The following is a 24,143-nucleotide window of genomic DNA, read 5'->3' as shown; positions in this document are numbered from 1 at the left end:
TGATCTACATACCTATTGAACTAAATAAATAATGAATGAAGTCAAGTAAACCTCTACCACCTATTTGTAATAGTCCATTTAATGTATTATTAAATCCATCTAAGAAAGTAAGTGTTGTTACATAATATGTTAACAGACCATAAAGTATTAAAACTACTGCTGCGATTACAGCGATAATTAATACGATCTTTAACAGTTTTCTTAATATCTTAAATAGTAATAAACCAAATCCCTTAAATACTTTACCAAAGAATCTTAATTCTCCAGGTAATTTTTCATCATTACTACCTTCACCACTAGCAACTTCTTCTTTACGTTGTTCAATGAAAGCTTCTCTTTCATCTGCTTCATCTTTTTTATGAAGTTTCTTATAATCTTTTTTATCTCCATAAAATTCTGCAGAATTTAAAACGATTGCCTCTTGATCAGTATCATCTAATTCAGTTTCAACAACATGAGTTTCAGGTTCTTCTTTAATTTCTATAGCTTCTTCTTTAACTTCAACTTTTTCTTTAACTGAAGTTTGCTCGATTACTTCTCTTAATTTTCTAATTTCATCAACTAAAGCATCTAGATTGCTAGGACCTTGAACATATTGAACTTGAGGTTTAATAACTTCTTCAATTTTTTCTTCAACAGGTTTAATCTCTTCTTCGACGATAACGTCTTCGACAATAACTTCTTCAGGTTCTAGTTGTTCTTCTACAGCTTCTTCGATGACTTCTTCAACTATGTCTTCGACAACTTCTTCAACTTTTTTCTGAACTGCTTCTTCGATAACTTCTTGTGAAACATCATGAACTTCTTTTTCATAATCTTTTAAAGAAGTTGGAATAAAGTATGATTCTTTAGTTTCTTTTGCATTCTTTAAAATATATTCAATAATTTCTTCTTTTTTAAGTTCAGTCGATGCTTTGATATCATTGTCTATTGCAAATCTTTGCATAACGATAACTGACATAGAATGTACTTTTTTATCTAATTCATCTGTATACTTATCATTTTCTTTAAGTTCATTAACAATAATATCAGCCAATTCGTTTTTCTTTAATCTTCTTGGTACATTGACACCGTATTTAGCTCCAAGATCACGAATTTCTGTTAATGTAGAGCTTTTATATAAAACTGGTCTAAGTTTTTGTAATGGTAGACCATCAATTCTTCCGAAGCTATCATAAAATATATCTTTTAAATCACGATTGTAAGTTTTAATGTTTGGTAAAGCAAGTCCGTTTTTCTTAACATGAGTTACACTCAAGTCATATAAACGTCTAAGTTCTTTTGCTGAAACTTCTTTTTCTACCATGTAACCTAATAAATCTGTCCAAAAATCTTCTAAGAAATTTCTAAAGATTCTTTCGTCATTGAAAAAAACCATAAGGTTTTCTAATTGTATTTCTGAAAACTCTGTAAACCATGATAGACGATAATTAATTTCATCAGCCATCGTTAATCTTGATTTTCTAGTTTCAACAACCGTCAATCTTAAATTCTCTTTTAAAACATAGATTCTCAATTCTCTTGGAATTGTTAATCCAAGTTCCACAAAATAAGACTTAATTTCTGTTTGAGGTAGATAAATGATTGTCTTTAGTAGATCTTCAATTTTATATTCCTTGTTTCCGACAGCAATTTTACTCTCTCTTGTTAATCTTGGCATAGCAAACCTCCATAAGAACTCTTTCTTTAATCATACAATTTTTTTGTTTATTTATCAAGTTTTTAAACTATAAAACCTCTTATAAATCCAATTTTTGCTTATTTACTGTTTAATTCCTTATTAACACCATCTTCGATGATTTGTGTAATATGTTGTATTAATTCGTTAATGTCGCCTTGTAAAGCCAGATAATCAGACATTAGGGGATAGCCTTCAATTTCAGCTAAAAGCTCATTATAGAGTGCATCAAAATGCTTGATGCTTTCTTGCTTATTAATCTCTTTTGCATTAATAAGTTGTTTTTGAATTGTTTTTAATTTATTAATTTTTGAATTCAAATCCTTATTTGTATTAAGTACTTTTTCTATTGCTTGATATCGTTTAATGGTTTCATTATTTTTAATCATTTCAATAAGTTTCTCTTTTTCAGTCAACTAATTCACCTAATAAGAACCATGTTTTAGCAACTGTAATTTTAACATTTACAATTTGACCAATCAATGATGGATCTCCCTTAAAATTCACTAATTTTTGATGTTCACTATATCCTGCTAAAACTTCATCATTATGCTTAGATACTCCATCAACTAAAACTTTAACTGTTTGATTTAAGAAACGTGTAGTACCTCGCAAATATCCTGCGTTAACTTTTTCATTTAAACGATATAATCTTTGTTTTTTATCTTCTTCTGGTGTTAAATCTTCATATTTAGCAGCTGGTGTTCCTTCTCTTTTTGAAAAGACAAAAGTAAACGCTCCTTCAAAGTCTGCTTTTTCAACTAAATCTAGAGTTTCTAAAAAATCTTCTTCCGTTTCACTAGGGAAACCTACAATGATATCAGTCGTTACTGATATCCCTGGAACAATTTCTTTTAGTTGATTTAAGACGTTTAAATATGATTCCTTCGTATAATGTCGATTCATTTTTTTTAACACCTTATTTGAACCAGATTGTACGGGTAGATGGAAAAACGGCATGACATGCTCACAATCTCTTATAGCTTCCATTGTTTTTTTATCTAAATCATGTGGATGCGATGTTGTAAATCTAATTCTGTCAATTTGCAACTTATTAATATCTCTTAATAAATCTCCAAATGTATAACCATCTTCTATTTTATCTTTACCATATGCATTAACGTTTTGACCTAGAAGTGTTACTTCTTTATATCCTAGTTCAACCAATTCTTTAACTTCCGCAATGACTTCTTCTTTTGATCTTGATCTTTCTTTACCTCTTGTATATGGAACGATACAATAGGTACAAAATTCATCACAGCCAAACATAATGTTTACCCATGCTTTAAATTTATGATTTCTAGTTTTAGGTAGATTTTCTACAATCTCGCCTTCTGTTGAATAAACTTCTACGACACGTTCTTTTGCAAACATTGCAGTTTCAATATATTCTGGAATTTTATGGATGTTGTGTGTTCCAAAAATAAGATCAACATGTTGATATGTTTTTAAAACTTTTTTTACAACATTTTCCTCTTGAGCCATGCATCCAGCAAGCGCTAAAATTAAATCAGGGTTTCTTCTTTTATAAGCTTTTAATCTTCCAAGCTCACCCCAAATACGATTTTCAGCATTTTCTCTGATGGCACATGTATTCATGATGATAATATCACTTTCTTCTTCTGAAATGGCTTTTATAAATCCCATTAACTCTAAAATACCTGCCATGGTTTCGCTATCTGCTTCATTTCCTTGGCAACCATATGTATGAATTAAATAGGTTTTATTAAACCCTATTTTTTGATGTGCATCGCGTAGATTGAATTGCACTTCTTCTATAATTTTTTTAGTTCTTTTTCTCGCCTGAGATAGATCTGGCGCAAAATATTTATCCATATTAATTTTTTTGCTCATTTTCATCACCTATTTCTATTATACAAGAAAAAACAGTATAATTTATACTGTTTCGCTTTCAATATGTATTCTTTTAATTGTTTTTTTAAGTAAGTCAATAATAACAGCGTTTAATTGTTTTGGACCTTCAGCAACTTGATTAGGTGTTGAATATCCATTTAAAAATCTGTTTAAAACAATATCTCTATCGACTCCAATAATCCCATCAAGAGGTCCGGTCATGCCTACATCTGTAATATAAAGCGTACCTTTAGGAAGTTTTCTTTCATCTGCAGTTGGTATATGTGTATGTGTCCCAACAACAACATCTGCTATACCATCAAGATAATGACCTAATGCTATTTTTTCTGAGGTTGCTTCTGCATGAAAATCAACAAAAGATATATCTGCTTTCTCTGATTGAATTATATCTTTAATACCTGTAAATGGATCATCAAGTCCTGCATTCATAAACGTTCTACCTAATGCATTGATAACGCATATTTTTTTATCATTATAATTTAGAGTAATAAATCCCTTACCTGGAGCTTCTCTGTAATTTAAGGGTCTAACAATTTTAGATTCATCAATAAACTCAAAAAGTTCACGATTCCCCCATGTCCAATTTCCCATCGTAATAACAGAAACACCTAAACTCATAAGTGTTTTATATATCTTTTTTGTAATACCTCTACCGTTTGCTGCATTTTCAGCATTTACGATAATTAAATTTGGTTTGTGTACACGTTTCAATTCAGGTAAATGAGACTCAATCATCTCTAATCCTGGATTTCCATATATATCACCAATAAATAAAATTTTCATACAAACCTTCTTTTCTAACAAAAAGAGGCCTAAGCCTCTTATTTTGCAATATCTGTAGCTCTAGTTTCGCGAATAACTGTAACTTTAATAGTTCCAGGATAAGTCATCTTTTCTTCAATTTGCTCTTTAATTTGTCTAGCAACTTTGAATGTAGATAAATCATCAATTTGTTCAGCTTTAACTATAACTCTAACTTCTCGTCCTGCTTGAATCGCATACGATTTTTCTACACCTGGAATCTCATTTGAAATGGCTTCTAATTGTTCAAGGCGTTTAATGTAATTTTCCATTGATTCGCTTCTAGCTCCTGGTCTTGCAGCGCTTAGGGCATCTGCAGCAGCAACTAATACAGCAATAACACTTTCAGCTTCTTTATCACCATGGTGAGAAGCGATAGCATCGATAACTTCTTTTGGTTCTTTGTACTTAGATACTAATTTGACACCAATTTCAACATGTCCACCTTCAACTTCATGGTCAACTGCTTTACCAATATCATGTAATAATCCAGCACGTCTAGCTAAAATTTCATCTTCACCAATTTCAACAGCTAATTTTCCTGCTAGGAAAGCTGTTTCAATTGAATGCTTCAATACATTTTGGCCATAACTTGTTCTAAAACTTAATCGTCCAAGTAGTTTCACTAAGTCTGGATGGACTCTACCTACACCTACTGTAAATACTGCATCTTCTCCAGCTTCTCTTATAAACATGTCAACTTCGACTCTTGCTTTTTCTACAACTTCTTCGATTCTACCAGGATGAATTCGTCCGTCAGATACTAACGTGGTTAATGCACGTTTGGCAATTTCTCTACGAACTGGATCAAATCCAGATAAAACGACAGCTTCTGGTGTATCATCAATAATTAAATCTACACCTGTTAATGCTTCAAGCGTACGGATGTTTCTTCCTTCACGGCCAATAATACGACCCTTCATTTCATCACTTGGTAAACTTACGACTGAAACAGTTCTTTCAGTTGTTGTTTCACTTGCATATTTTTGTATTGCAAGAGCTAACAACTGTTTAGAGCGTCCAACAACTTCGTTTTTTGCTCTTTCTTCTTCTTCTTTTATATAAGAAGCAATTTCATCAGAAATAGATTCTCTGACTCTGTCCATAATAATATCTCTTGCTTGATCTACTGATAAGTTTGAGATTTCTGCTAATTTTGTTTCTTGCTCTTTTAGAGTTTCTTCCACTTTGCTATTTAATTGTTCAAGTTGTTCTTTTCTCTCATCAAGTTTTTCTTCGCGTGTAGATAGAGATTCTTCTCTTCTATCTAAATGAACAGCACGATTATTTAAATTTTCATCGCGTTGTGAAACCTTATTTTCTAAAGTGACAACAATCTGACGACGTTCGCGCATATCAGTTTCAAAATCTTTACGTAACGCAAATATTTCTTGTTTAGCTTCTAAAATACTTTCTCTTTTAGCTTTTTCAACTTCTTTTTTTCCATCTTCAACAATTTTTTCAGCCAAAGTATTTGCCGCTTTTATACTCTTATCATGTTGCCAAACACGAATCATATAACCAAGGGCCAATCCAATAATACCGGCTAGCAAAATGGAGATGGTTACTTCTAAAATAGGGAATGCTATTAGTAATAACATTCTTAACACCTCCATTTGGTTTTTATTTTTTTATTTAAAAATATTTCAACAATCTTAATAAATTGTTATTTACAAAATACTATTATATTATAACTTATTTTAAGCACTTAAGTCAATGAATAAAACAGGAAGATTTTGTTTCATCTTTTAATTTCTCAAAATTTGTGTATAATAGGTAATGTATACAACAAAGAAGGGTATGAAATATATGAACAAACAAAATAAAAGTAAAAATAAAAGAATTTTATTATGGATTCACAGAAACAGAGTTAAACTTGGCATTTGGCTATTTCTAATTATTCTACCAGTCACGCTAGTTGTTACTGCTTATGTTGGTAGTTATACAACGAATAAGTCTGTTTATTTCGATAGTGAAATCACTGAAGAATCTATCAAAATTAGTGATTTTATAGAAGCAGATGAACTTAAAGGTATCACCCTAACTATTGAATGGGATGCCCTTAAAAGACCTGTAGAAAGCGATGATGGATCACTTCAAGAAGGTTATTATAGATTTATCATGTCGTATGCTCCAAATAGAAACTATGAAATCGGTAATGTTAAAATAACCCCAGTTCTACAAACAGATTGGAAGAATTATCGTTCAGTAGGCATTCAAAGATATCTATCTACAAATAATATCGCATTTTTAGTTGATTTCAATTTTGATCTTCCTAAATCTCCATTATTATTTGTTACTATCGAAGATCCTAATCTATATTTAAAAGTTGAATATACTTATACTGTCGTTGGAGAAGATGTCACTCAAATAGAATATGTGAAATTTTCTTTAAAGGATTTAAATCCAGCCACAGTTATTCCAAATTCATAAGATATAAAAATACGCTATTTGATAGCGTATTTTTTTTAATGTTTATAACACTTTCTTATTCATTTTCAATTAATGTTTCAAACATTTCATTTACAATCGATTCATCTGATGAAAATGGTATCATTTCATTTATTTTTGTATAGTTATTTTGTGCATCTAATGAAAAATTAAAGTTTTCTAAAATACTCATGTAATTATCTTCTAAAAACATTTTATCTTGATTTAGTTTTTCTAATGATATCGCATTAAATAGTAACCCTTCTTGTGAAAGATCTAAAATGCTTTGAGTTAATGGTTCTTCAATCTCATCAAAATCATATCTAATTTGATAAGAATCACCAACAAAAAATGATTTATCATAGTCTTGCAATACTTCAACGCCATCTATAAAGACTTTGTTTTGATCTATGTTATCTATCTCTACAGTAGTCCAGCCTTGGATTTCTAATAAGTCCCATCTTAGTGTTATAGGATGATTAATTAATGGATTTGAATAATACGAAAAATTTGATAAAGGATTCTTGTAATTTATACCTGATTGAATGACATCTAATTCTCCATTCAAAACTATAGAACTATCAAATGACTTTTCTGGATCATAAATGGAAATATATATGTCTTGATTATCATTATTAGTAAATGTATGAAATACTTCTTTTTTAGCATTTTCTACATAATAATAGTAGGCATTACTGCCTTTTTTTTCAACACCTAAGGAGATATAATCTCCTGATTCATAATATGACTCATAAGAAACACTTTGTGTTGAATCATCAAGAGAACTGTAATTTATATCTCTAACTTTTTGTATATATATGTTGTCTTCAATAAAATTAAGATAAATGATGTTAGCTCTAACTTGATAAATCATTTGTGTACCTTGAAGGTGATTGTTATTTATATACTCTTCGATATATAATTGATCATTTTCTTTTTTTACCTTTATTGTAATATTTTGATATATACCTGTTAATGTACAAAAACTATTTTCTTCAAAACTCTCACAACTATCTAAGAAGAAAACTATATTTTCTAAATCCATAGCAGTCCTGTAGAATATAAGTCTAGCATTGTTATCATTTATATTATTTTCATCGATTTCTGGTAATTCATCTCTGGTAAATGTTGTTTGATCAGTTATGGCTTCTCTTTCTTGCAAATCTGCTATATCAAGCATTTTTGTTTTGTAATCACTAATAGTTTCTTTAATATCATCTAAACTATCTTGTGTTTTATTTTCAAAATCATAACTACCAAATATATCTTCTTCTTTTGCACATCCAGTTATAATTGCTACACTTAAAACTAGTACACATAAAATAAATATTTTTTTCATTATGTCTCCTTTAATATTAATCTAATAAATTTATGATTGTTCTAGGATATCAAACAATTCATCAATAAGATCTTGATCTGAGTTAAATGGAAGTATTGTCAATAAGTATTCTTTATCTTTGGTTGAATCATTTTCTAATCCATAATCACTTAATACATCCATATAGTTTGCTTGTAGATATCCAATATCTTCTAATAAAGTTTCTGCAGAAACTAAATCATAAGATAATCCGTATCCTGAAAGACTCAAGAGATTGTCTGTTAATTGATCTTCAGATACATACATACTCACACGTAATTGAGTAAAGTCCCCAACCATAGCATTTAATGGTAAATCAGTTAATATTTCTTGATCATTTTTATATACTTTTTCAGGTTTTATAGCCAATTTGTCCCATCCATCAACTTCCATCAAATTCCATGATACTTCATATGAATTTAAATTTCTTTTAGTAAACTTGAGACCTTCAATATCAGTAATATACAAAACAGATGTATATACATCATCTAATTCTACTTCTTCGTCATTTGCATAAAAAGTATAGCGCTTTGAGTTATCTTTGTTAGAAACCAAAACACCAAACATTGAGCCACTTCTGAAAAATAAGAACCCCACTGGATTTTCTGCGGTATGTAGTTCATAAGAATATCTATTATCATAAGTATGATCAACAAGAATACTTAGATTATCACCATCTTCAATGAATTTATCATAAAAAGTTTGATTTCCAGGATAATTTGAAGCAATCGGTGAATCAACACCATAAGTTGCATGATAATCTTTTACACATTGGAAATAAAGTTTGTCATCAACCAAATTTAGATATATCAATGTAGCACTAACTGATTTATCATCAAATTCATTTATGTCTCTATATTCGTATGCTTGAATATATAATTGATCATTTTCAAGTTTGATTTTAAGTTTTAAATTATAACCTATAGTTTGATAGTCATTAAATACATTTTCTTCAAAAAAGTCGTTTTCTTCTAGAATAATTTTATACTTTGATAAGAGAAATGAAAACTCATCAAATCGTATGCTAGTTGAATTAAGCTTTAAGAAAGGTATAGATTCAGGCAATTCATCTCTTTGATAAGTTGTTGACTCATTTTCATAACTATGGTCATATGAATACTTATCATTAATATCATCGACTCTATCTATATATAAAGTTAATTTATTTTGAACATCTAAACTGGTTTGAACAGTTTTGTCTTTAAACTCAGGCGTTCCATATATATCTGCTTCACTCTTATTACACCCCATTAAAGAAAATGCAATAAATATTGCTAAAAAGATGCTCGTTATTTTTTTCATATTTCCTCCCAAATGTTTTTTATATTTAATCTAGTATAACATGAAACTAACAAAAAATAAAAACCCTCTTGTTAAAGAATTGGACCAATATGTCTCTACTCTTTAACAATAAGGGGCTTTTGTTTTATTATTGTTTATTTTTATATATATCTAAGTGGATTCTTCCATCTTTAATTTCTATAATTCTATCTGCTTTTTCTGCAACATGTCTATCATGTGTAATTACTATAAATGTTGTTTTATATTTTTCATTGATTTCTCTTAATAGTTCATAGACTTGATCTGTTGTATCACTATCAAGATTACCAGTAGGTTCATCAGCTAAAATGATTTCAGGATTGTTAATTAAAGCTCTTGCGATTGCAACTCTTTGTTGTTGTCCACCTGATAAGTTCATTGCTAAATTATTTTTCTTATCTGATAATCCTACAATGTCTAATAATTCATTAGCTCTATCTATAATTTCTTTTGTCATTGGTTTTTTTGTAATCTTATATGGAAGTAACACATTTTCTAAAGCTGTAAACTCTGGAAGTAGATAATGAAATTGGAAAATAAATCCTAATGATTCATTTCTTAATTGAGATACTTCGTTTTTCTTCATCTTTTGTGTGTCAAAACCATTGATGAAAACATCTCCAGAAGTTGCCTTATCAAGTGTACCTAGAATATTAAGTAGTGTTGATTTACCACTTCCTGATTGCCCAATAATTGAATTAAATGTTGATCTTTCAAAGTCTAATGATAAATCAAATAATACTTGAGTTGGATTAGGCGTATCAAGTCCATAGGTCTTATTAATATGTTTAAGTTCTACGATTTTAGGCATTTCTAATCACCTCAATTACTGTCATTTTAGAAGATCTTAATGCAGGGAATAATGCTGATAAAATTGACGCGAATAATGCAATCGCTGCGGATAATGCAATAAATGATGGGCTTATAAATAGCGGTACAACAGGATCTCCTGTTGTTGCGTCGACTGCAAAGTTAACAAATGCAACAGATAATCCTACACCTAATAGGACACCAGCAATAGCACCAAAAACTCCTAAGATTGTTCCTTCAAATAAGAATACTAAAGAAGCATCTTTATCTCTTAAACCCATAGCTTTTAAAATACCAATTTGTTTAGACTTTTGAATAACAGTGATTGCTAATGTAGATGCAATCCCCAATACAACAGCAATAATCACAAATACTTGAATCATCAAAGATGATATGGATTGCCCTTGAAGACCTGATAAAAGTGATGCTTGTTCTACCATCCAATTACTAGTTTTATAAGTTGAATCTAGACCATTATCTAACTCAAGAGCTAATTGTTCAGCTTGAAAAGGATCAGTTAATTGCATTTCAATTGAAGAAATTATATAAGCATTAGTTCCATATATTTCTCTTGCTCCACCAAGTGTACCAACACCCCATGAATTGTTAAGGGATTGAACACCCAAATCAAAGAATCCTACAATTTTAAAGACATCTACTTCAGAACTACCTTGTCTTTTAATTTCAATAGTTATTGGATTATTTTCGTCAAATAAGCTAATATCATTTTCTTCGTATTCAGTCAAAAATCCAAGTCCAAGCATAATTTCATCATCAGCTTCTGGCATTCTACCATAAGTTATTTTTTCATCTGATTCAAATTTATAAATACCTTCTGCATTTTGAAGATCTAATCCTCTAAATAAAACTTGTTTTTCAATGCCATCTTTCTGAACAAATCCTATGACACTTAAAGTTTCAGTAACAGAATCAAATACATCAGAATATGCTCTAATTTCATCTACTAAAAGTTCATCAGTAATAACAGGTACACTAATTGTAACTGTATCACTTATCTCAACATCTCTATCAATATCACTTTGAATAGTAAGTTGAGACGTTGAGCCGATTGCTGTATCTACTAAATCTTTTTGTAATCCTGAAATTAAAGACCCAATAAAGACTTGAACAGATACACCTACTGCAATACCTAAAACAATAACAATGGTTTGTTTTTTAGCAGACATTAAGAATCTCCACGCGATGCTAAAAGCTAATTTCATGCTTTCACCTCATCCGCAAATTTTTTAATGTCATCAAAATTATCTAATAAATAATCATATTGTATAGAAGATAGTGCTGCTTGATCTTTAAACGCTTGTCCACCTAAAACAATCTTAACTTCTGGAAAGAAACGTTTTAATTCATCACAGACTTGTTTGGTAACTACAATATTATATGGATTAGTTACACTAAATGCAATGAAGTCTGGTTTATAAGTTCTAATAGCTGAAATGATTTCAGTATTTGGAACGTTTGCGCCAATATAAGATGAATCGAAACCTTGCAACAACATAAAATGACTCACCATAATAGCTGCAATCTCATGATATTCAAAAGCCGGAGTTAAAACAACAACTTTTTTACCTATATTTTTAATTGCTTCTTTTCTTTTAACAATATATGAATATGATGATTCTAATATTGTTCTAATAATAGATGTTCTATGATGTTCTTTCCATATGCAAATTTCAAGATCATCTACATCACACTTGAAATACATTAAAGATGGTGCTAATAAAACTTTGTATAAATCTTCAATGCTAATCTTTTTAGTTTCTAATAAAGAAAGTGCATATAAAACACTTTGTTCTTTATCTTCTTTTTCTAACAAACTTAAAAATTTGTTAAATTCTTTTTCATATGTCATAATAATCCCCATTTCAATAAATCTTTTTATATTACTATTATATATTATATATATTTTATTTAAAATATAAAATAAAAAGCACTTATTTGAAGTGCTTTTTTTCATAAATCAACATTTACGATTAAATTAAATTAATAATTCCTTTATTTGCTGAATATAATATTTCATTATTTAATTTTCCTAAATTTCGAATGGTTTGATCAACATCAATCTTAGTTAATCCAAATCCATCACATGCAACAGTCTCATCAGTTACCATTTTTGCGGCAATAACACCATTCATTGCAGCAAAAGAAACTTTATATGCACAACTTACTTTAGCTCCATCACAAACAAATCCCATCGAAGTCGCTAAATAAAGATTGATTGCATCTTTGACTTGTTGTCGATTTGCTTTTTTAACATATGCAAAGCATGCAGCACTGCTACAACCAGTCGCATGACCAGTTCCGCATAAAACTGTTACAACACTCATTTCCTGTTTGATATAAACACTTGTGAAAAAAGATAAAGCTATTAGTTTTTTTCTTTCTAAATCGCTTAATTCATATGCATCACTTAGAAACATTGGTGTCACTAACGTCCCTATGCCTAAGTTCCCACTTCCTGCAACTCCATAAACGGTATAAACATCACCAATCATTCTCTTTTTAGAAGGTACTTCGATATGTTCTCTTAAAAAGTTTGATAAATCATATGAACAACTTTTCTGATTTGTTGATAATTGTTCAACTAAGTATTCAGGATTAACTTTTTGAACTTCTTCTCTTGCACTTTCATATTGCATACTTGCAATACGAAAGAGTTCTTCTAGACCTTCAAAATTTTCCTTTTCTACAAAATCAAAGATTTCATCATAACTTTCAATTTTATATTTATTAACACGTCCTAAAAGTGCTTGTTTTTCATATTCTAGTAATTTCTCGCCATTTCTAACTACGCTAACTACATTATCATAGAAATCTTTGATAATAATTTTAACTTCATCACCCTCATAAGTCGTCATGTGTAATTCTTCATAAATTTGAATATCTATAAATTTTTTATATGTTATCGTAACTTTTATTTTACTTAATAATTCCTCAATCTTCTCAACATCTTCATTGGTGACACTTTCAAAGACACTTAATTGTTTTTTAGGATTCTTTAATAGTGTACCTAAAGCAAGTGCTTTATCTAGCCCACTTTTACCAAGTCCCGGCACACCAACATTTACACTATTTTTATATAACTCTTCACTCATTAAAAGATCAATGGTCTTAATTTTACTATTTCTTAAAATATATGCTCCAATAGATGCAATATATCCAACAACACCAATATCAGTACAGCCCATTGTCTTTGTTAGATTTCCTTGTAATATACGTTGTGCAGTTGTATTGTCCATTTTAGATACCTCAACTATTCTTTGATTGTTGCTTACTAATGACATTATATCATACTAAATCAAAGACTTATAGTATGCTTTGTTATTGAACTAAATCTTTTAATAATATTAAAAAAAAGGACTCTTTCGAGTCCCTAATAAAATTAAATATTATCTTGTTTTTATAATTATTTTTTATCGTATGATATATGATAATGTTCTAATACTAACTTGAAAACTTTATCATAAATATCTTTATTGTCTAGAAGAAATTGTTTTGCGTTTTCTCTACCTTGACCAATTTTTGCACCTTCATACGCATACCAAGCACCACTCTTATTGATAATATCAAGTTCTGATGCTAAATCGACTAGTTCACCTGCTTGTGATATACCTTTGCCATATATAATATCTACGATAGCTGTTTTAAAAGGTGGAGCAACTTTATTCTTAACGACTTTAATTTTTGCTTTATTTCCAACAAATTCTGTGCCCTCTTTAATTGTTTCACTTCTTCTGATCTCTAATCTTACAGATGCATAGAATTTAAGTGCACGTCCGCCAGGTGTTGTTTCAGGAGACCCGAACATAACCCCAACTTTTTCTCTAATTTGATTAATGAATATTGCAGTTGTATTTGTTTTAGAAATAGCACCTGACAATTTTCTCATTGCTTGACTCATAAGTCTTGCTTGAAGACCAATATGAGAATCTCCCATTTCGCCATTTATTTCAGCTTCTGGAACTAATGCAGCAACACTATCAATAACAATGGTATCTACTGATCCACTTCTAATCAAAGCTTCAGCAATTTCTAAAGCTTGTTCACCTGTATCTGGTTGAGATAAAATTAAATTATCAATATCAACACCAAGTGCTCTTGCATATTTTGGATCAAGCGCATGTTCTGCATCTATAAATGCAACATATCCGCCAGCTTTTTGAACTTCAGCTATTGCATGTAGTGCTAATGTAGTCTTACCAGAACTTTCTGGTCCATATATTTCTATGATTCTACCTTTTGGATATCCACCAATACCTAATGCAATATCTAATCCTAGTGATCCCGATGGGTTTGCAGCTAAATTGTGATCAGCTTCATCACCCAGTCGCATAACTGAACCTTTACCATATTGTTTTTCTATTTGTTTCATTGCAGCCTCTAAGGCTTGTGCTCTTTTATCTTTTTCCATATCTTGCACCTCCATGCTATTGTATATAAGAATGTCTTATTTTACTTTAAATACTTTCAAAAACCACTTTTTTATTTTTTAATAAATAATCAATACCACTAATTACTGTAAATAAGATTGCAATCCAAAAGATTACATTTGCAATCCAAGGTGTAAATCCAAAATCATTAAACAACATTAAAACTAAAGCAATCATTGTTGTTGCTGTTTTAAATTTACCATAAGGAGATGCCGCAATCACTACACCCTTATCAACAGCAAGTAGTCTAATACCTGTAACCATAAATTCTCTCATAATGACAATCATCACTGCCCAAATAGGCACTCTTGATGGATCTAGGATCATTAAGAAAAGTAATGCCACTAAAACCAATACTTTATCTGCAATTGGATCTAAAAATTTCCCAAACGTCGTAATTTGATTATACTTTCTTGCTATATATCCATCTAATAAATCAGTAAGGGATGCAATCACAAATAAAATAGCGAAAATGAACTGATTTATTGATAATCCAAGCAATCCAATAGACTTATCTAATGGTTTAATATAAAGAAAAACAATCATCAAGGGAATCATTATTACTCTTAATATCGTTAATTTATTTGCTGTTGTCATATTATATGCTTCCTTTTCTTCAAATATACATCTATTTTAACATATTTAGTCATTAACTGTTGTATTTTTAAATTGCTTTTGATATAATTAATTGTGCGTAATTAGGAGGTGAAATTGTGGCAAATATCAAACAACAAATCAAAAGAAACAAAACGAACGAAAAACGTCGTTTACGTAATGCATCATTTAAATCTTCAGTAAAAACAGCAATAAAGGCTGTTGAACTTGCAGTCCAAGCTAAAGATAAAGAAAAAGCAACTGTAGCATTATCTTTCGCTCATAAGAAATTAGACAAAGGTCAAGCTAAAGGGATCTTTCATAAGAACTTTGTAGGGAGACATAAATCTCAATTAACTAAATCGGTGAATAGCCTTTAAAAGAAGTCGCATCGTAGGATGCTTCTTTTTTTATAGCTTTTCGATTTCTCTATATCCACCATATTGAGCAACGTATTTCACGTAAGGTAATTTAATACCATTAACTCCATATTTCTTATTATAACCAATCACATTAACATACTTATCTAAGTTCGGTAATTCTTTATCCATATTCATTAAGACATCAAAGGTCGCTCTTATATCATCAATAGCTCTATGTGTATTTAATACATTAGCTTGATAGGTAGCTACTGCTTGATCTAGACGATGTGGATATTTATGTCGATCTTTATAAACTGCCATGACATCAAGGATGTCATTTTTTATTTGAAAATTAGGATCTATATATCTTCTAATGAAATAATGTAAGAAAGATAAATCAAATTGAATGTTATACGCAACCAATAGAGGATTACCTTCCATTAGGCTTAAAAACTTATGACAAGCTACTTCTTGCTCTATACCGTCTCTTAATAACATATCATCAGTGATATGTGTAATTTCAATGATTTTAGGCGATAAAGGTTTATCTGCAATTAAAAGATCATCAAAACTATCAATTTCGACATAAGCTCCATTTTGCTTTTCTAAAAGAATAGCACCAATTTCTATAATTTGTTCTTTATCAGGATATAATCCCGTTGTTTCAAAATCAAATAATAATATTCTATCGTGTTTTACCATAGTTATGCTCCTAATAAGTACAATTCTAAACCAAGTTTTTTATCAATTTTTCCACTTTTGATGTCAAAATCAAGTTTGCTTAGTTTTTTTAGATGTGTTTCTAAAATATTAAAATCAGCGTTTTTAGCATTTTTTAATAAATAATAAGCTCGTCCACTTCTAATATTGAAATGTTCTGCTATTTCATCTTGTCTGTATCCTTTATCGATTAATAATTTTGTATGAATAAGTTCTCGAATTTTACTAACAATGAAATTTAGGATACGCAATGGATCTTCATTTCTTGCAACTAAATCATAAAAAATTTCAATTGTTTTTGATTGATCTTTTGCAAGTAATGCATTTGTAAGTTCAAAAATATTTTCTTCTAAATTTCTACTGACTAATAAAATAACTTCTTTTTCATGAATCTCTTTACTATCATAAGAAAATAACATTAATTTTTCTGCTTCTTGTGAAAGTAATAAAAAATCATAATTAGTTCTTTCTAATAATGCTGTAACTGCATCATCAGTAATTGAATAGTTGAATTTTTTAAACATGTTTCTAACAAATTCAGGATATTCTTTCTTTTCCATATCACTAATCTTTTCAATCATTGCATATTTCATTAATAAATTTTGAGTCTTACTTGTTTTAGGTAATGCCTCAATCATTTCAATGATTACAAATACATCAGGATTAGGTTTTTCGAAGTAGGTTGTCCATCTATTAAAGATGTGCTCATCTTCTTTATCTAAAACATTGATGTTTTTTATAACAATAACTTTTTGCTCTGAGAAGAAAGATATAGTTTGCATATCTTCTAAAATATCCTCACTTTTATTTTCTAATAAATCATATCTCATGATGTTGAATGGATCAACATTTAAAGATTTAATTTTTGCTTCGACTTGATGATGGAGCAAATATTCATTTGGACCTTGAAAAACATGTATTGCTTCAGCCATAATCACGCCTCCTTATTCATTAATACTATTATACTAAAAATCAGTTAAAATTCATAGGAAAGTAGTCCATTTTTCTTTCCTATTTTTCCTGTGATAAGATATCGTTCCATTTATGTCTGTCCTATAGATAATACATCTTATTTCTTGATACCTTGTGATGACATTTTCATCTGGAAATCCAAATGAATTATACTTATCTAATGAAATCACTGCATAACTTGGATTAACCATCTCTAAGAACTCTTTAGTTGATGATGTTATTGAGCCGTGATGTGGCACTTTTAAAATATCACTTTTTAACATGTGATGATATGCATTAATTAGATCTGTTTCAGCTTCTGCTTCAATATCACCAGTAAACAAAAATGTTTTACTATCGTAATACATTTGAAAAACAAGTGATACATTATTTTCATTATCATAATCTTTTATTGGACCCATAAAATTAAAGTTTATCGATCCACAAGTGATTTTATCCTCTGCTTTTAATCTCAATACATTTTGTTTGTAAGCAGGATATCTATCATCGTAAAAACTTACAATAATTTGTTTAACATTAATACTGTCCATGATTGATTTCGCTTCTTTGATATGATCTTCATGGCTATGTGTAAGGATAAGATAATCAAGTTCATAAATGCCATGATTTTTTAGATATGAGGTTGTTCCATTAAATGCATCAACAACAACTTTACACTCTTTTGTTTGAATAATCGTTGTATCTCCTTGACCTACATCTAAAAATGTTATATTTTCTATATTAAATAAGTTTAACGTATATTGACTCAAACTCATAAGAAATATTAATATCATCATTCTTTTCAAACTTTGCTTTATATGATTTGAAAAACAAACATATATAAATAAACCATAATATAAAAACATTTGATATATATTAAACTTTGGAATAAAAAATGAAATTTGATAGGTAGATATAAATAGAATAACTTTTTCAAATAGATTTAAGATCATCACATAGATGTCGTCAATGACAGGAAATATAAATGTTAGCATCGCAAAAGGATATAATATACAAGTAATGATAAAAATCATCATAGGCAATAAAAGGATTTGAAAAATTGAGATGTCTTGAAAAAAAGGCAAGATAATAACTGATATGCTCACAGACATCATGACTTTTTTTATGTAGTTTGGATATGGACTGAATAATGGATGTATGAGTTCTAAACACACTATAATTAAAAAAGTAATGACAAATCCTTGATGAAAAATGAACCCTGTATTAAATATAGTGAGTATAAAAAAAGTGAGAAAAATCATATCTAAGTTTTGCATGTTCATCTCAAACTTCTTATTTATGATTCTTAAGATATAAATAATTAATAATCTTAAGACCGCAAAAGAAAATAAATTTAAATAACTGATCCATCCAAGCATAACAATCATCATGCCATCTTGAAATCTTTGATTTACATTTAATATGAATAATACTTTTTTTAAAATAATCATTAAAACATACACATGAAGTCCTGATATCGTAAATAAATATAGGATATCAAAATTTGTATAAGTCTCTATTGTTTGCTCATCTCTGATTTTTTCACCAAATAATAAAGCTTTCAAATAAGTACTTGATGCCAAGTTATTTACACTAGTTTTAAGCGTTTCTCTTATTTGATAGATATGATATGTATGATCTATAAGTTTGATATCTTGAATATCTAATTTTCCATAAACATTAAATGCTAAAAAATATGATTTTAAATTAAATCCATATTCAACTGTCTGTGCTTTATAAGCTGTGATATCGGCATTAATATAAAGAATATCACCTAATTGATATTCATTTAATCCACTATAAAAATGAAATTTATATCGTTGATATTTAACTGTATATCTAGCATACTCATCATAAGAATCGATGGATACAACTTTTACATCTCTTTGGATATGATCTTGGTCAAAATTAGTTAATAATGCATAACAAAGCGATATAACAATTATTAGAATAACCAAAAATATGATATGGATTTGTTTTCTCATCCATATCATATATATAAAACATATTAAAAATGCCCAGACATAAAAAAAACCTAAAATGAAAATAAATAATGCAACTCCATACTTATAAAAATCATCCAAGCGTAATATATGGTCTAATCTTTTCAAGTGTTGCGGGTCCTATATTTTTTACATTGATTAATTCATCTATGCTTGAAAACAAGCCATGTTCTTGGCGATAAACAATTAAAGATGCTGCCCTATCTTCAGTCATACCAGGAATATCTAATAAAGTTTGAAAGTTTGCATTATTTATATTTATTTTTTCAATAACAATTTCATCAGTACTTAATGAAGGTATAAAGATATAGCTATCTTGTTCATATATTTTCGATAAATCTATTTCATTAATATCTGCATCATCTGTAAATCCATACGTAAAATCTAGAATCTCATCTAAACGCATAGGTTCAAAAAAAGTATAAAAACCAGGAAAAACTACTTCACCTCTTATTTCAATTTCAAAACTGTCTAGTTCTATCTTTTCATGAGTCACATATGTATACGCTTCTTTTCTTGGAAATAATACGATACATGCAATGATAGTTAAAACAACAACAATGATTATCCATTCTTTCATCTATATCCCTCCACTATATGATATAGATGAATTAAATATTTTACTTTAAAAAAATAATCAGTATAAACTTAGCAAGTTGATTTTATATTTTGAATGTTTTATAGAGTTTTAAATTATTTTATCATCTCAAATAATTTTCACAAAATCTTTTAAAGAGGTGCTTAATATATATAATTAATAACTATCCTATATCAGTTACATTTTTATAAAAAGAGGTCATATCTAATCTGTGCTAATTTAACGTATTCAGCAATATGTATAATTTTTAATAAAAACAAACCAAGAAATTAAGGAGTTCTGCTCCCACTTCTTGGTTTGTTTTTATTAAATTCATATTTTGATTATATCACTCTAAATAACATATGCTTCCATACACTAGCAACACAGTTAGCCCGTGATTGCTTGAATATTTTGTGGGTGGAAACATAAATCGAGCAACGAACTCTAGCTAATAGGGGGTCAAAAACCATCATGTATATAAATCAAGTAACATACTCTAGCGAAGGTTGACAATGTTAACATATATTTACTATATTTTTTCCATAAATTGGAACTTTTTTTCTAAGTCAATCTTCTTATAATTGAAATTTGTCGTTACTTTAGAAAAAGAAGCCTGTGAATAAGCTTCTTCTTATATTTTCTCCTATATGTTCTCTCACTCATGCTGCGTTGAGTGAACCAGATTGCTCGAAAATGGGGTGTTGTGTGTACTCAAGTAACATCAAAATGAACATTTTATGTTTACACTAACAAGCAGTGAAAAAACCATAGAAACATATTTTGGTCATAATTAAATGTTATATGACTAGTTTTACTCTGCTTTGAGTGCACCATATTGTTCGAAAATAGGGTCTTGTGTGTACTCAAGTAACATCAAAATGACGGTTTTACATTTACACTAACGAGCACTAGAAAAAGTAAAGTTCAAGGAAGGCAATTTATATCATTTTTTGACAAAAATTAAACCAAGAAATCAAAAAGACATTCTCGCGATTTCTTGGCTTTTTTCTTTGAAAAGTATATTCCACTAAATTGTTATAAATAGCAATGTTTCCATACATTAGTAGCAAGAAAAGCAATGGGTAATATACATAATAGAATATCTACATGTATTACCAATTTACACGTTTTCATATCAACCTATTAAAAATAAAACAAAGTTGCCAAAGGTTTAAAAAATTTATTCTCTTTATAAACTATATTGACATCTTTTGACAAGAAAATGTCTTTAACTTTAGTATAATCTTGCTTCTTCATTGAAAACTCATGAAAAAACAAACTCCTTTTAAGTCCTTTTCTAACTACTATGATTGCCTCATACCCTCCTTTAAGAACCAGATTTTCCTTGCAAATTATCACCTTTTTTATTCTATTATTGTAGATTTTTTCTCTTCTTCTCATTAATGTTTTATACTCGAAGTATCCGTCATGTTCATTAATTTGGAAATTTGACTCCATAATAATATGTAACATATTATTCGATATAAATACTATCCAAATACTAATGAATGTTATATTAAAAAAATTGTATTGGAAATTTTGGGGATCTTTTATAAATTCAAGTAGTATATAGTATATAATATTAAAGATAATAGGAAAAGAAAGCAATAAAATAATAAATAAAGAAATATATACTCTTTCTGAATTAAAGTGTTTTATCATTTTCTAATGCTACAATCATTCAATAATAATTTTACTATTTTCATATTGATCTCCTTTCAAAGAAGTTAAGAATGCATAATCTAATGCTGGAATTGCTGAATAAGCAACAGCTTTCGTTATTTTTTTCATATAATTACCTGTAATCATTGTTTTAAATGAACCAGGTTTAATCCAGTACTTTATTTGTCTTGAAGTATATTCAATTTTTTTGTTACCATAAGACGAGCCGACTCCAGCTAACACTCCAACTATAACTGCATCTACAACCATTTCTCCAACATTCCATTCAGAAAAATTTAACTTATTCTCTTCAATTTGCCTTCCAAAAGCTGCAGTAGTACCTGATACAAGTCCAATAGTTAGAGATCCAGCACCTGCTGCAGTTAATAATCCAGACAACCCACCAATAGCAGCGGCAGTCAAAACACCCTCTGACCATTCATTTCCACTTACAACATTTGAAACGATTTGGGTGACTGTTCCAATTGCTGCTCCAACAACGAATCCACCAACTAGATGCCAAAACTCACCTTCTTCATCGGCAAAATTAACAGGGTTATTATTTACACATGCATACATATTCGTTGATCCAATGTGAGATAATTGTCCAATAATCTTATCAGCATTAATGAATCTACCAACTTTTGGATTATAATATCGACTATTCAAATAGTACATATTAATTTCAGAATCATATCGATATCCACGGTAAGTGTATGAATTTATATTTGCAATATAGCCATAACCTGATGTGACTTCTGTCTTAGTAATGTTTCCATATGCATCATAGACATAGTGAACAACAGTTATACCACTGGCATTTATAATATTGGAGTAACATAAATACAGTCTTTTTATGTTTAAGTACACAATGTTGAATGTTGTTAAAAAATATGATTCTATACATATGTTCTCTGAAGTTTACAAATTAATCTGTTTCATTATCTTGATTTTCATTTAGGTTTTCTATTTTCATACTTGAATACTTTCTGATAGCTTTTAGAATGTTTGGAGTGAAACTTATTTGTATGATATCCTTGTTTTTAATCAACTGATAATATGATAAACCTTCTGTGGGTAATTTACTAATAAAAAGCCACTGATCTACTCTATTAAAAATTCTAAATTCTTTTATGTCTTCCCATAAAAAATCTTTCTTAAAGAAATGGTTAAATAGTGATCTATGAACACCTTCTTCATCAAAGGAAATCATTGAAAAACACTTATTTAAAGTGAATACTAATGTGAATGTTGGAAAACCACCAAGCATTATAACTAATAATATAGTAGTAAGTTGAGAACGATTTTCTTCAGTTGGTGTCGGTAAAATAATGAATGTCAGTACAAACAGAAAATAGCCTATAATAACAAGAAACAATATTCCAAATAATATGAATGGTGAGGCAAGAAACTTTGTTTTTGTGTTTTCCATAATTACTCCTTTAATCGCATCCCGCGATTATATCAATGATATTTTCTTGGCTTTCTTCATTTTCATCTACTAATAAATTGGCCAATGAGTTTAGTAGGGATCCTGTAGCTCCATATGTAAGAGCTAAAAAAGCAGTTGTTGCAGTTAATGAAAGTGAATTATTTACTCTTGTCATTATTGGTATAGTTCTATTAACCATGTTGCCAAATAAGCTTGGAGTTGAGCGAGCTATATAACTCATTATACCAAAACTTCCTAGAGTTATAAGTGCAGTAACACCACCTATAGCAAGAGCATGATTTCCATTTATTTTATCCCATCCTTTTGTCATTCCCTGAGATACAACATCTCCTGCATAACCTCCCATAAAACCTGAACCAGTAGCTACTACTCCTCCTACAACAGGACCTAATGCTATTGCAGTAGCAAGACCTACACTAATAATAGCACCCGCTACCGCACCACTTAAGAATCCTGCACCAATATCATCACCGTCAATTGCTGCAGTTATCGCACCTACAAAACCACCAACAGCAGCGCCTAATACAACTGTTCCGAGTATTGCTAAAAATGATTTTCCACTTGGATCTACATGCATGATTGGATTGTTTGCATGATATGCACTATTTTATATATTCTAAAAATTAGTCTATAGATTTTAAATCTTGAATTCTATTTAAGATCTATCTATTTTATTATACTGTTTCTCTATATCTTTGATAGATAATTCTCTAAATTGAGTTCTAACATTATATATAATTTCATCTTTTTTCATGTGTGAATTTTTTGATATTTGCTCTAGAATATGTTTAATTATCTCTTTGTTTTTATTATTAATACCGATTAAATCAAGAGCGAGAATATATATAATGGTTCCACCAAATTCAATACAAAACATAATTAAAATAATTTTTTTAAACTGTATAAGCTCATTAAAAAAACTTATAACATACAGACTTAACATTGAAATAGAAATCACAAGAGTGAAATAAAAATTACCCAATTTAAATTTTCTATATTTTATTTTTTCAATAAATGATAAATGAAAATGTCCAGTTCCAAAAAAGAACCAATTTAAAATACAAAATATCATTCCTAGTATTACAATAAATAATTCCAT

Annotated in this window: 23 protein-coding genes; 2 read left to right on the top strand and 21 right to left on the bottom strand. The window is 29.2% G+C overall.

Annotation, left to right across the window (positions count from 1 at the left end):
* Positions 1 to 4 precede the first annotated feature (4 nt).
* The 5 genes from MPAN_RS02845 to rny all read right to left on the bottom strand — a co-directional run bounded on the left by MPAN_RS02845 (position 5) and on the right by rny (position 5,955).
* Positions 5 to 1,660: a hypothetical protein gene (locus MPAN_RS02845; RefSeq protein ID WP_176238506.1), complete on the bottom strand. Its 1,656-nt coding sequence runs from the start codon at positions 1,658 to 1,660 to the stop codon at positions 5 to 7.
* A 98-nt stretch (positions 1,661 to 1,758) separates the two neighbouring features.
* The gene (locus MPAN_RS02840; protein ID WP_176238505.1) at positions 1,759 to 2,094 is read right to left on the bottom strand and encodes a YlbF family regulator; all 336 of its coding nucleotides are present in this window, start codon (positions 2,092 to 2,094) and stop codon (positions 1,759 to 1,761) included.
* On the bottom strand, positions 2,087 to 3,532 hold the full coding sequence (gene miaB, locus MPAN_RS02835; RefSeq protein WP_176238504.1) for a tRNA (N6-isopentenyl adenosine(37)-C2)-methylthiotransferase MiaB: 1,446 nt from the start codon (positions 3,530 to 3,532) through the stop codon (positions 2,087 to 2,089). Before miaB ends, MPAN_RS02840 begins: the two co-directional genes overlap by 8 nt.
* A 42-nt stretch (positions 3,533 to 3,574) precedes the next feature.
* Positions 3,575 to 4,336 carry a TIGR00282 family metallophosphoesterase gene (locus MPAN_RS02830; protein ID WP_176238503.1) on the bottom strand — a complete coding sequence of 254 codons (762 nt, stop codon included), beginning with the start codon at positions 4,334 to 4,336 and terminating at the stop codon, positions 3,575 to 3,577.
* A 38-nt stretch (positions 4,337 to 4,374) separates the two neighbouring features.
* Positions 4,375 to 5,955, bottom strand: a complete 1,581-nt coding sequence (gene rny, locus MPAN_RS02825; RefSeq protein ID WP_231756806.1) for a ribonuclease Y — start codon at positions 5,953 to 5,955, stop codon at positions 4,375 to 4,377.
* A 208-nt stretch (positions 5,956 to 6,163) separates the two neighbouring features.
* On the opposite strand from rny, the gene MPAN_RS02820 reads away from it, so the two are divergent.
* A complete protein-coding gene (locus MPAN_RS02820) occupies positions 6,164 to 6,787 on the top strand; it encodes a hypothetical protein (RefSeq protein WP_176238502.1) in 624 nt (207 codons plus the stop codon).
* A gap of 55 nt (positions 6,788 to 6,842) precedes the next feature.
* Here MPAN_RS02820 and MPAN_RS02815 read toward each other — a convergent pair whose 3' ends face one another.
* The 8 genes from MPAN_RS02815 to pgsA form a co-directional block, all read right to left on the bottom strand.
* Complete coding sequence (locus tag MPAN_RS02815; RefSeq protein ID WP_176238501.1) at positions 6,843 to 8,123, bottom strand: hypothetical protein; 1,281 nt, start codon at positions 8,121 to 8,123, stop codon at positions 6,843 to 6,845.
* Positions 8,124 to 8,153: 30 nt separating this feature from the next.
* Positions 8,154 to 9,443, bottom strand: a complete 1,290-nt coding sequence (locus tag MPAN_RS02810) for a hypothetical protein (protein WP_176238500.1) — start codon at positions 9,441 to 9,443, stop codon at positions 8,154 to 8,156.
* Positions 9,444 to 9,570: 127 nt separating this feature from the next.
* On the bottom strand, positions 9,571 to 10,272 hold the full coding sequence (locus MPAN_RS02805; RefSeq protein WP_176238499.1) for an ABC transporter ATP-binding protein: 702 nt from the start codon (positions 10,270 to 10,272) through the stop codon (positions 9,571 to 9,573).
* Positions 10,265 to 11,494, bottom strand: coding sequence for an ABC transporter permease (locus tag MPAN_RS02800; protein WP_176238498.1), 1,230 nt, complete (start codon positions 11,492 to 11,494; stop codon positions 10,265 to 10,267). The genes MPAN_RS02805 and MPAN_RS02800 overlap by 8 nt, the downstream gene beginning before the upstream one ends.
* Positions 11,491 to 12,141, bottom strand: a complete 651-nt coding sequence (locus MPAN_RS02795; RefSeq protein WP_176238497.1) for a cobalamin B12-binding domain-containing protein — start codon at positions 12,139 to 12,141, stop codon at positions 11,491 to 11,493. The genes MPAN_RS02800 and MPAN_RS02795 overlap by 4 nt, the downstream gene beginning before the upstream one ends.
* Positions 12,142 to 12,262: 121 nt before the next feature.
* Positions 12,263 to 13,528: an L-serine ammonia-lyase, iron-sulfur-dependent, subunit alpha gene (locus MPAN_RS02790; RefSeq protein WP_176238496.1), complete on the bottom strand. Its 1,266-nt coding sequence runs from the start codon at positions 13,526 to 13,528 to the stop codon at positions 12,263 to 12,265.
* 167 nt (positions 13,529 to 13,695) lie between these two features.
* A complete protein-coding gene (recA, locus tag MPAN_RS02785) occupies positions 13,696 to 14,700 on the bottom strand; it encodes a recombinase RecA (RefSeq protein WP_176238495.1) in 1,005 nt (334 codons plus the stop codon).
* 46 nt (positions 14,701 to 14,746) lie between these two features.
* Positions 14,747 to 15,316, bottom strand: coding sequence for a CDP-diacylglycerol--glycerol-3-phosphate 3-phosphatidyltransferase (gene pgsA / locus MPAN_RS02780; protein ID WP_176238494.1), 570 nt, complete (start codon positions 15,314 to 15,316; stop codon positions 14,747 to 14,749).
* Positions 15,317 to 15,432: 116 nt separating this feature from the next.
* On the opposite strand from pgsA, the gene rpsT reads away from it, so the two are divergent.
* Positions 15,433 to 15,693, top strand: coding sequence for a 30S ribosomal protein S20 (gene rpsT / locus MPAN_RS02775; RefSeq protein WP_176238493.1), 261 nt, complete (start codon positions 15,433 to 15,435; stop codon positions 15,691 to 15,693).
* A 30-nt stretch (positions 15,694 to 15,723) separates the two neighbouring features.
* On the opposite strand, the gene MPAN_RS02770 is transcribed toward rpsT, so the two are convergent.
* The 8 genes from MPAN_RS02770 to MPAN_RS02735 form a co-directional block, all read right to left on the bottom strand.
* Entirely contained in the window at positions 15,724 to 16,377 is a 654-nt protein-coding gene (locus MPAN_RS02770; protein ID WP_176238492.1) for a 3'-5' exonuclease, read from the bottom strand.
* 2 nt (positions 16,378 to 16,379) lie between these two features.
* Entirely contained in the window at positions 16,380 to 17,327 is a 948-nt protein-coding gene (gene holA, locus MPAN_RS02765) for a DNA polymerase III subunit delta (protein ID WP_176238491.1), read from the bottom strand.
* Between the two features lie 51 nt (positions 17,328 to 17,378).
* The gene (locus MPAN_RS02760; RefSeq protein WP_176238490.1) at positions 17,379 to 19,331 is read right to left on the bottom strand and encodes a ComEC/Rec2 family competence protein; all 1,953 of its coding nucleotides are present in this window, start codon (positions 19,329 to 19,331) and stop codon (positions 17,379 to 17,381) included.
* A gap of 91 nt (positions 19,332 to 19,422) precedes the next feature.
* The gene (locus MPAN_RS02755; RefSeq protein WP_176238489.1) at positions 19,423 to 19,929 is read right to left on the bottom strand and encodes a ComEA family DNA-binding protein; all 507 of its coding nucleotides are present in this window, start codon (positions 19,927 to 19,929) and stop codon (positions 19,423 to 19,425) included.
* 1,677 nt (positions 19,930 to 21,606) lie between these two features.
* Positions 21,607 to 22,461: an RHS repeat-associated core domain-containing protein gene (locus MPAN_RS02750; RefSeq protein WP_176238488.1), complete on the bottom strand. Its 855-nt coding sequence runs from the start codon at positions 22,459 to 22,461 to the stop codon at positions 21,607 to 21,609.
* A 58-nt stretch (positions 22,462 to 22,519) separates the two neighbouring features.
* Positions 22,520 to 23,023, bottom strand: coding sequence for a hypothetical protein (locus MPAN_RS02745; protein WP_176238487.1), 504 nt, complete (start codon positions 23,021 to 23,023; stop codon positions 22,520 to 22,522).
* Between the two features lie 10 nt (positions 23,024 to 23,033).
* A complete protein-coding gene (locus MPAN_RS02740) occupies positions 23,034 to 23,621 on the bottom strand; it encodes a hypothetical protein (protein ID WP_176238486.1) in 588 nt (195 codons plus the stop codon).
* Between the two features lie 78 nt (positions 23,622 to 23,699).
* On the bottom strand, positions 23,700 to 24,143 hold the full coding sequence (locus MPAN_RS02735) for a hypothetical protein (RefSeq protein ID WP_176238485.1): 444 nt from the start codon (positions 24,141 to 24,143) through the stop codon (positions 23,700 to 23,702).

This window comes from Mariniplasma anaerobium (assembly GCF_016865445.1).
In the GTDB taxonomy this organism is placed as follows: Bacteria; Bacillota_I; Bacilli_A; order Acholeplasmatales; family Acholeplasmataceae; genus Mariniplasma; species Mariniplasma anaerobium.
The sequence above is the reverse complement of the archived record's forward strand: the minus strand, read 5'-3'. Positions and strand labels throughout refer to the sequence as shown.

Bases quoted from the DNA above. Each gene is read 5' to 3' on its own strand.
- MPAN_RS02845 (WP_176238506.1), bottom strand. From the start codon at position 1,660: ATGCCAAGATTAACAAGAGAGAGTAAAATTGCTGTCGGAAACAAGGAA.
- miaB (WP_176238504.1), bottom strand. From the start codon at position 3,532: ATGAGCAAAAAAATTAATATGGATAAATATTTTGCGCCAGATCTATCT.
- MPAN_RS02830 (WP_176238503.1), bottom strand. From the start codon at position 4,336: ATGAAAATTTTATTTATTGGTGATATATATGGAAATCCAGGATTAGAG.
- rny (WP_231756806.1), bottom strand. From the start codon at position 5,955: ATGTTATTACTAATAGCATTCCCTATTTTAGAAGTAACCATCTCCATT.
- MPAN_RS02820 (WP_176238502.1), top strand. From the start codon at position 6,164: ATGAACAAACAAAATAAAAGTAAAAATAAAAGAATTTTATTATGGATT.
- MPAN_RS02815 (WP_176238501.1), bottom strand. From the start codon at position 8,123: ATGAAAAAAATATTTATTTTATGTGTACTAGTTTTAAGTGTAGCAATT.
- MPAN_RS02810 (WP_176238500.1), bottom strand. From the start codon at position 9,443: ATGAAAAAAATAACGAGCATCTTTTTAGCAATATTTATTGCATTTTCT.
- MPAN_RS02805 (WP_176238499.1), bottom strand. From the start codon at position 10,272: ATGCCTAAAATCGTAGAACTTAAACATATTAATAAGACCTATGGACTT.
- MPAN_RS02800 (WP_176238498.1), bottom strand. From the start codon at position 11,494: ATGAAATTAGCTTTTAGCATCGCGTGGAGATTCTTAATGTCTGCTAAA.
- MPAN_RS02795 (WP_176238497.1), bottom strand. From the start codon at position 12,141: ATGACATATGAAAAAGAATTTAACAAATTTTTAAGTTTGTTAGAAAAA.
- MPAN_RS02790 (WP_176238496.1), bottom strand. From the start codon at position 13,528: ATGGACAATACAACTGCACAACGTATATTACAAGGAAATCTAACAAAG.
- recA (WP_176238495.1), bottom strand. From the start codon at position 14,700: ATGGAAAAAGATAAAAGAGCACAAGCCTTAGAGGCTGCAATGAAACAA.
- pgsA (WP_176238494.1), bottom strand. From the start codon at position 15,316: ATGACAACAGCAAATAAATTAACGATATTAAGAGTAATAATGATTCCC.
- MPAN_RS02770 (WP_176238492.1), bottom strand. From the start codon at position 16,377: ATGGTAAAACACGATAGAATATTATTATTTGATTTTGAAACAACGGGA.
- holA (WP_176238491.1), bottom strand. From the start codon at position 17,327: ATGGCTGAAGCAATACATGTTTTTCAAGGTCCAAATGAATATTTGCTC.
- MPAN_RS02760 (WP_176238490.1), bottom strand. From the start codon at position 19,331: ATGAGAAAACAAATCCATATCATATTTTTGGTTATTCTAATAATTGTT.
- MPAN_RS02755 (WP_176238489.1), bottom strand. From the start codon at position 19,929: ATGAAAGAATGGATAATCATTGTTGTTGTTTTAACTATCATTGCATGT.
- MPAN_RS02745 (WP_176238487.1), bottom strand. From the start codon at position 23,023: ATGGAAAACACAAAAACAAAGTTTCTTGCCTCACCATTCATATTATTT.
- MPAN_RS02740 (WP_176238486.1), bottom strand. From the start codon at position 23,621: ATGCATGTAGATCCAAGTGGAAAATCATTTTTAGCAATACTCGGAACA.
- MPAN_RS02735 (WP_176238485.1), bottom strand. From the start codon at position 24,143: ATGGAATTATTTATTGTAATACTAGGAATGATATTTTGTATTTTAAAT.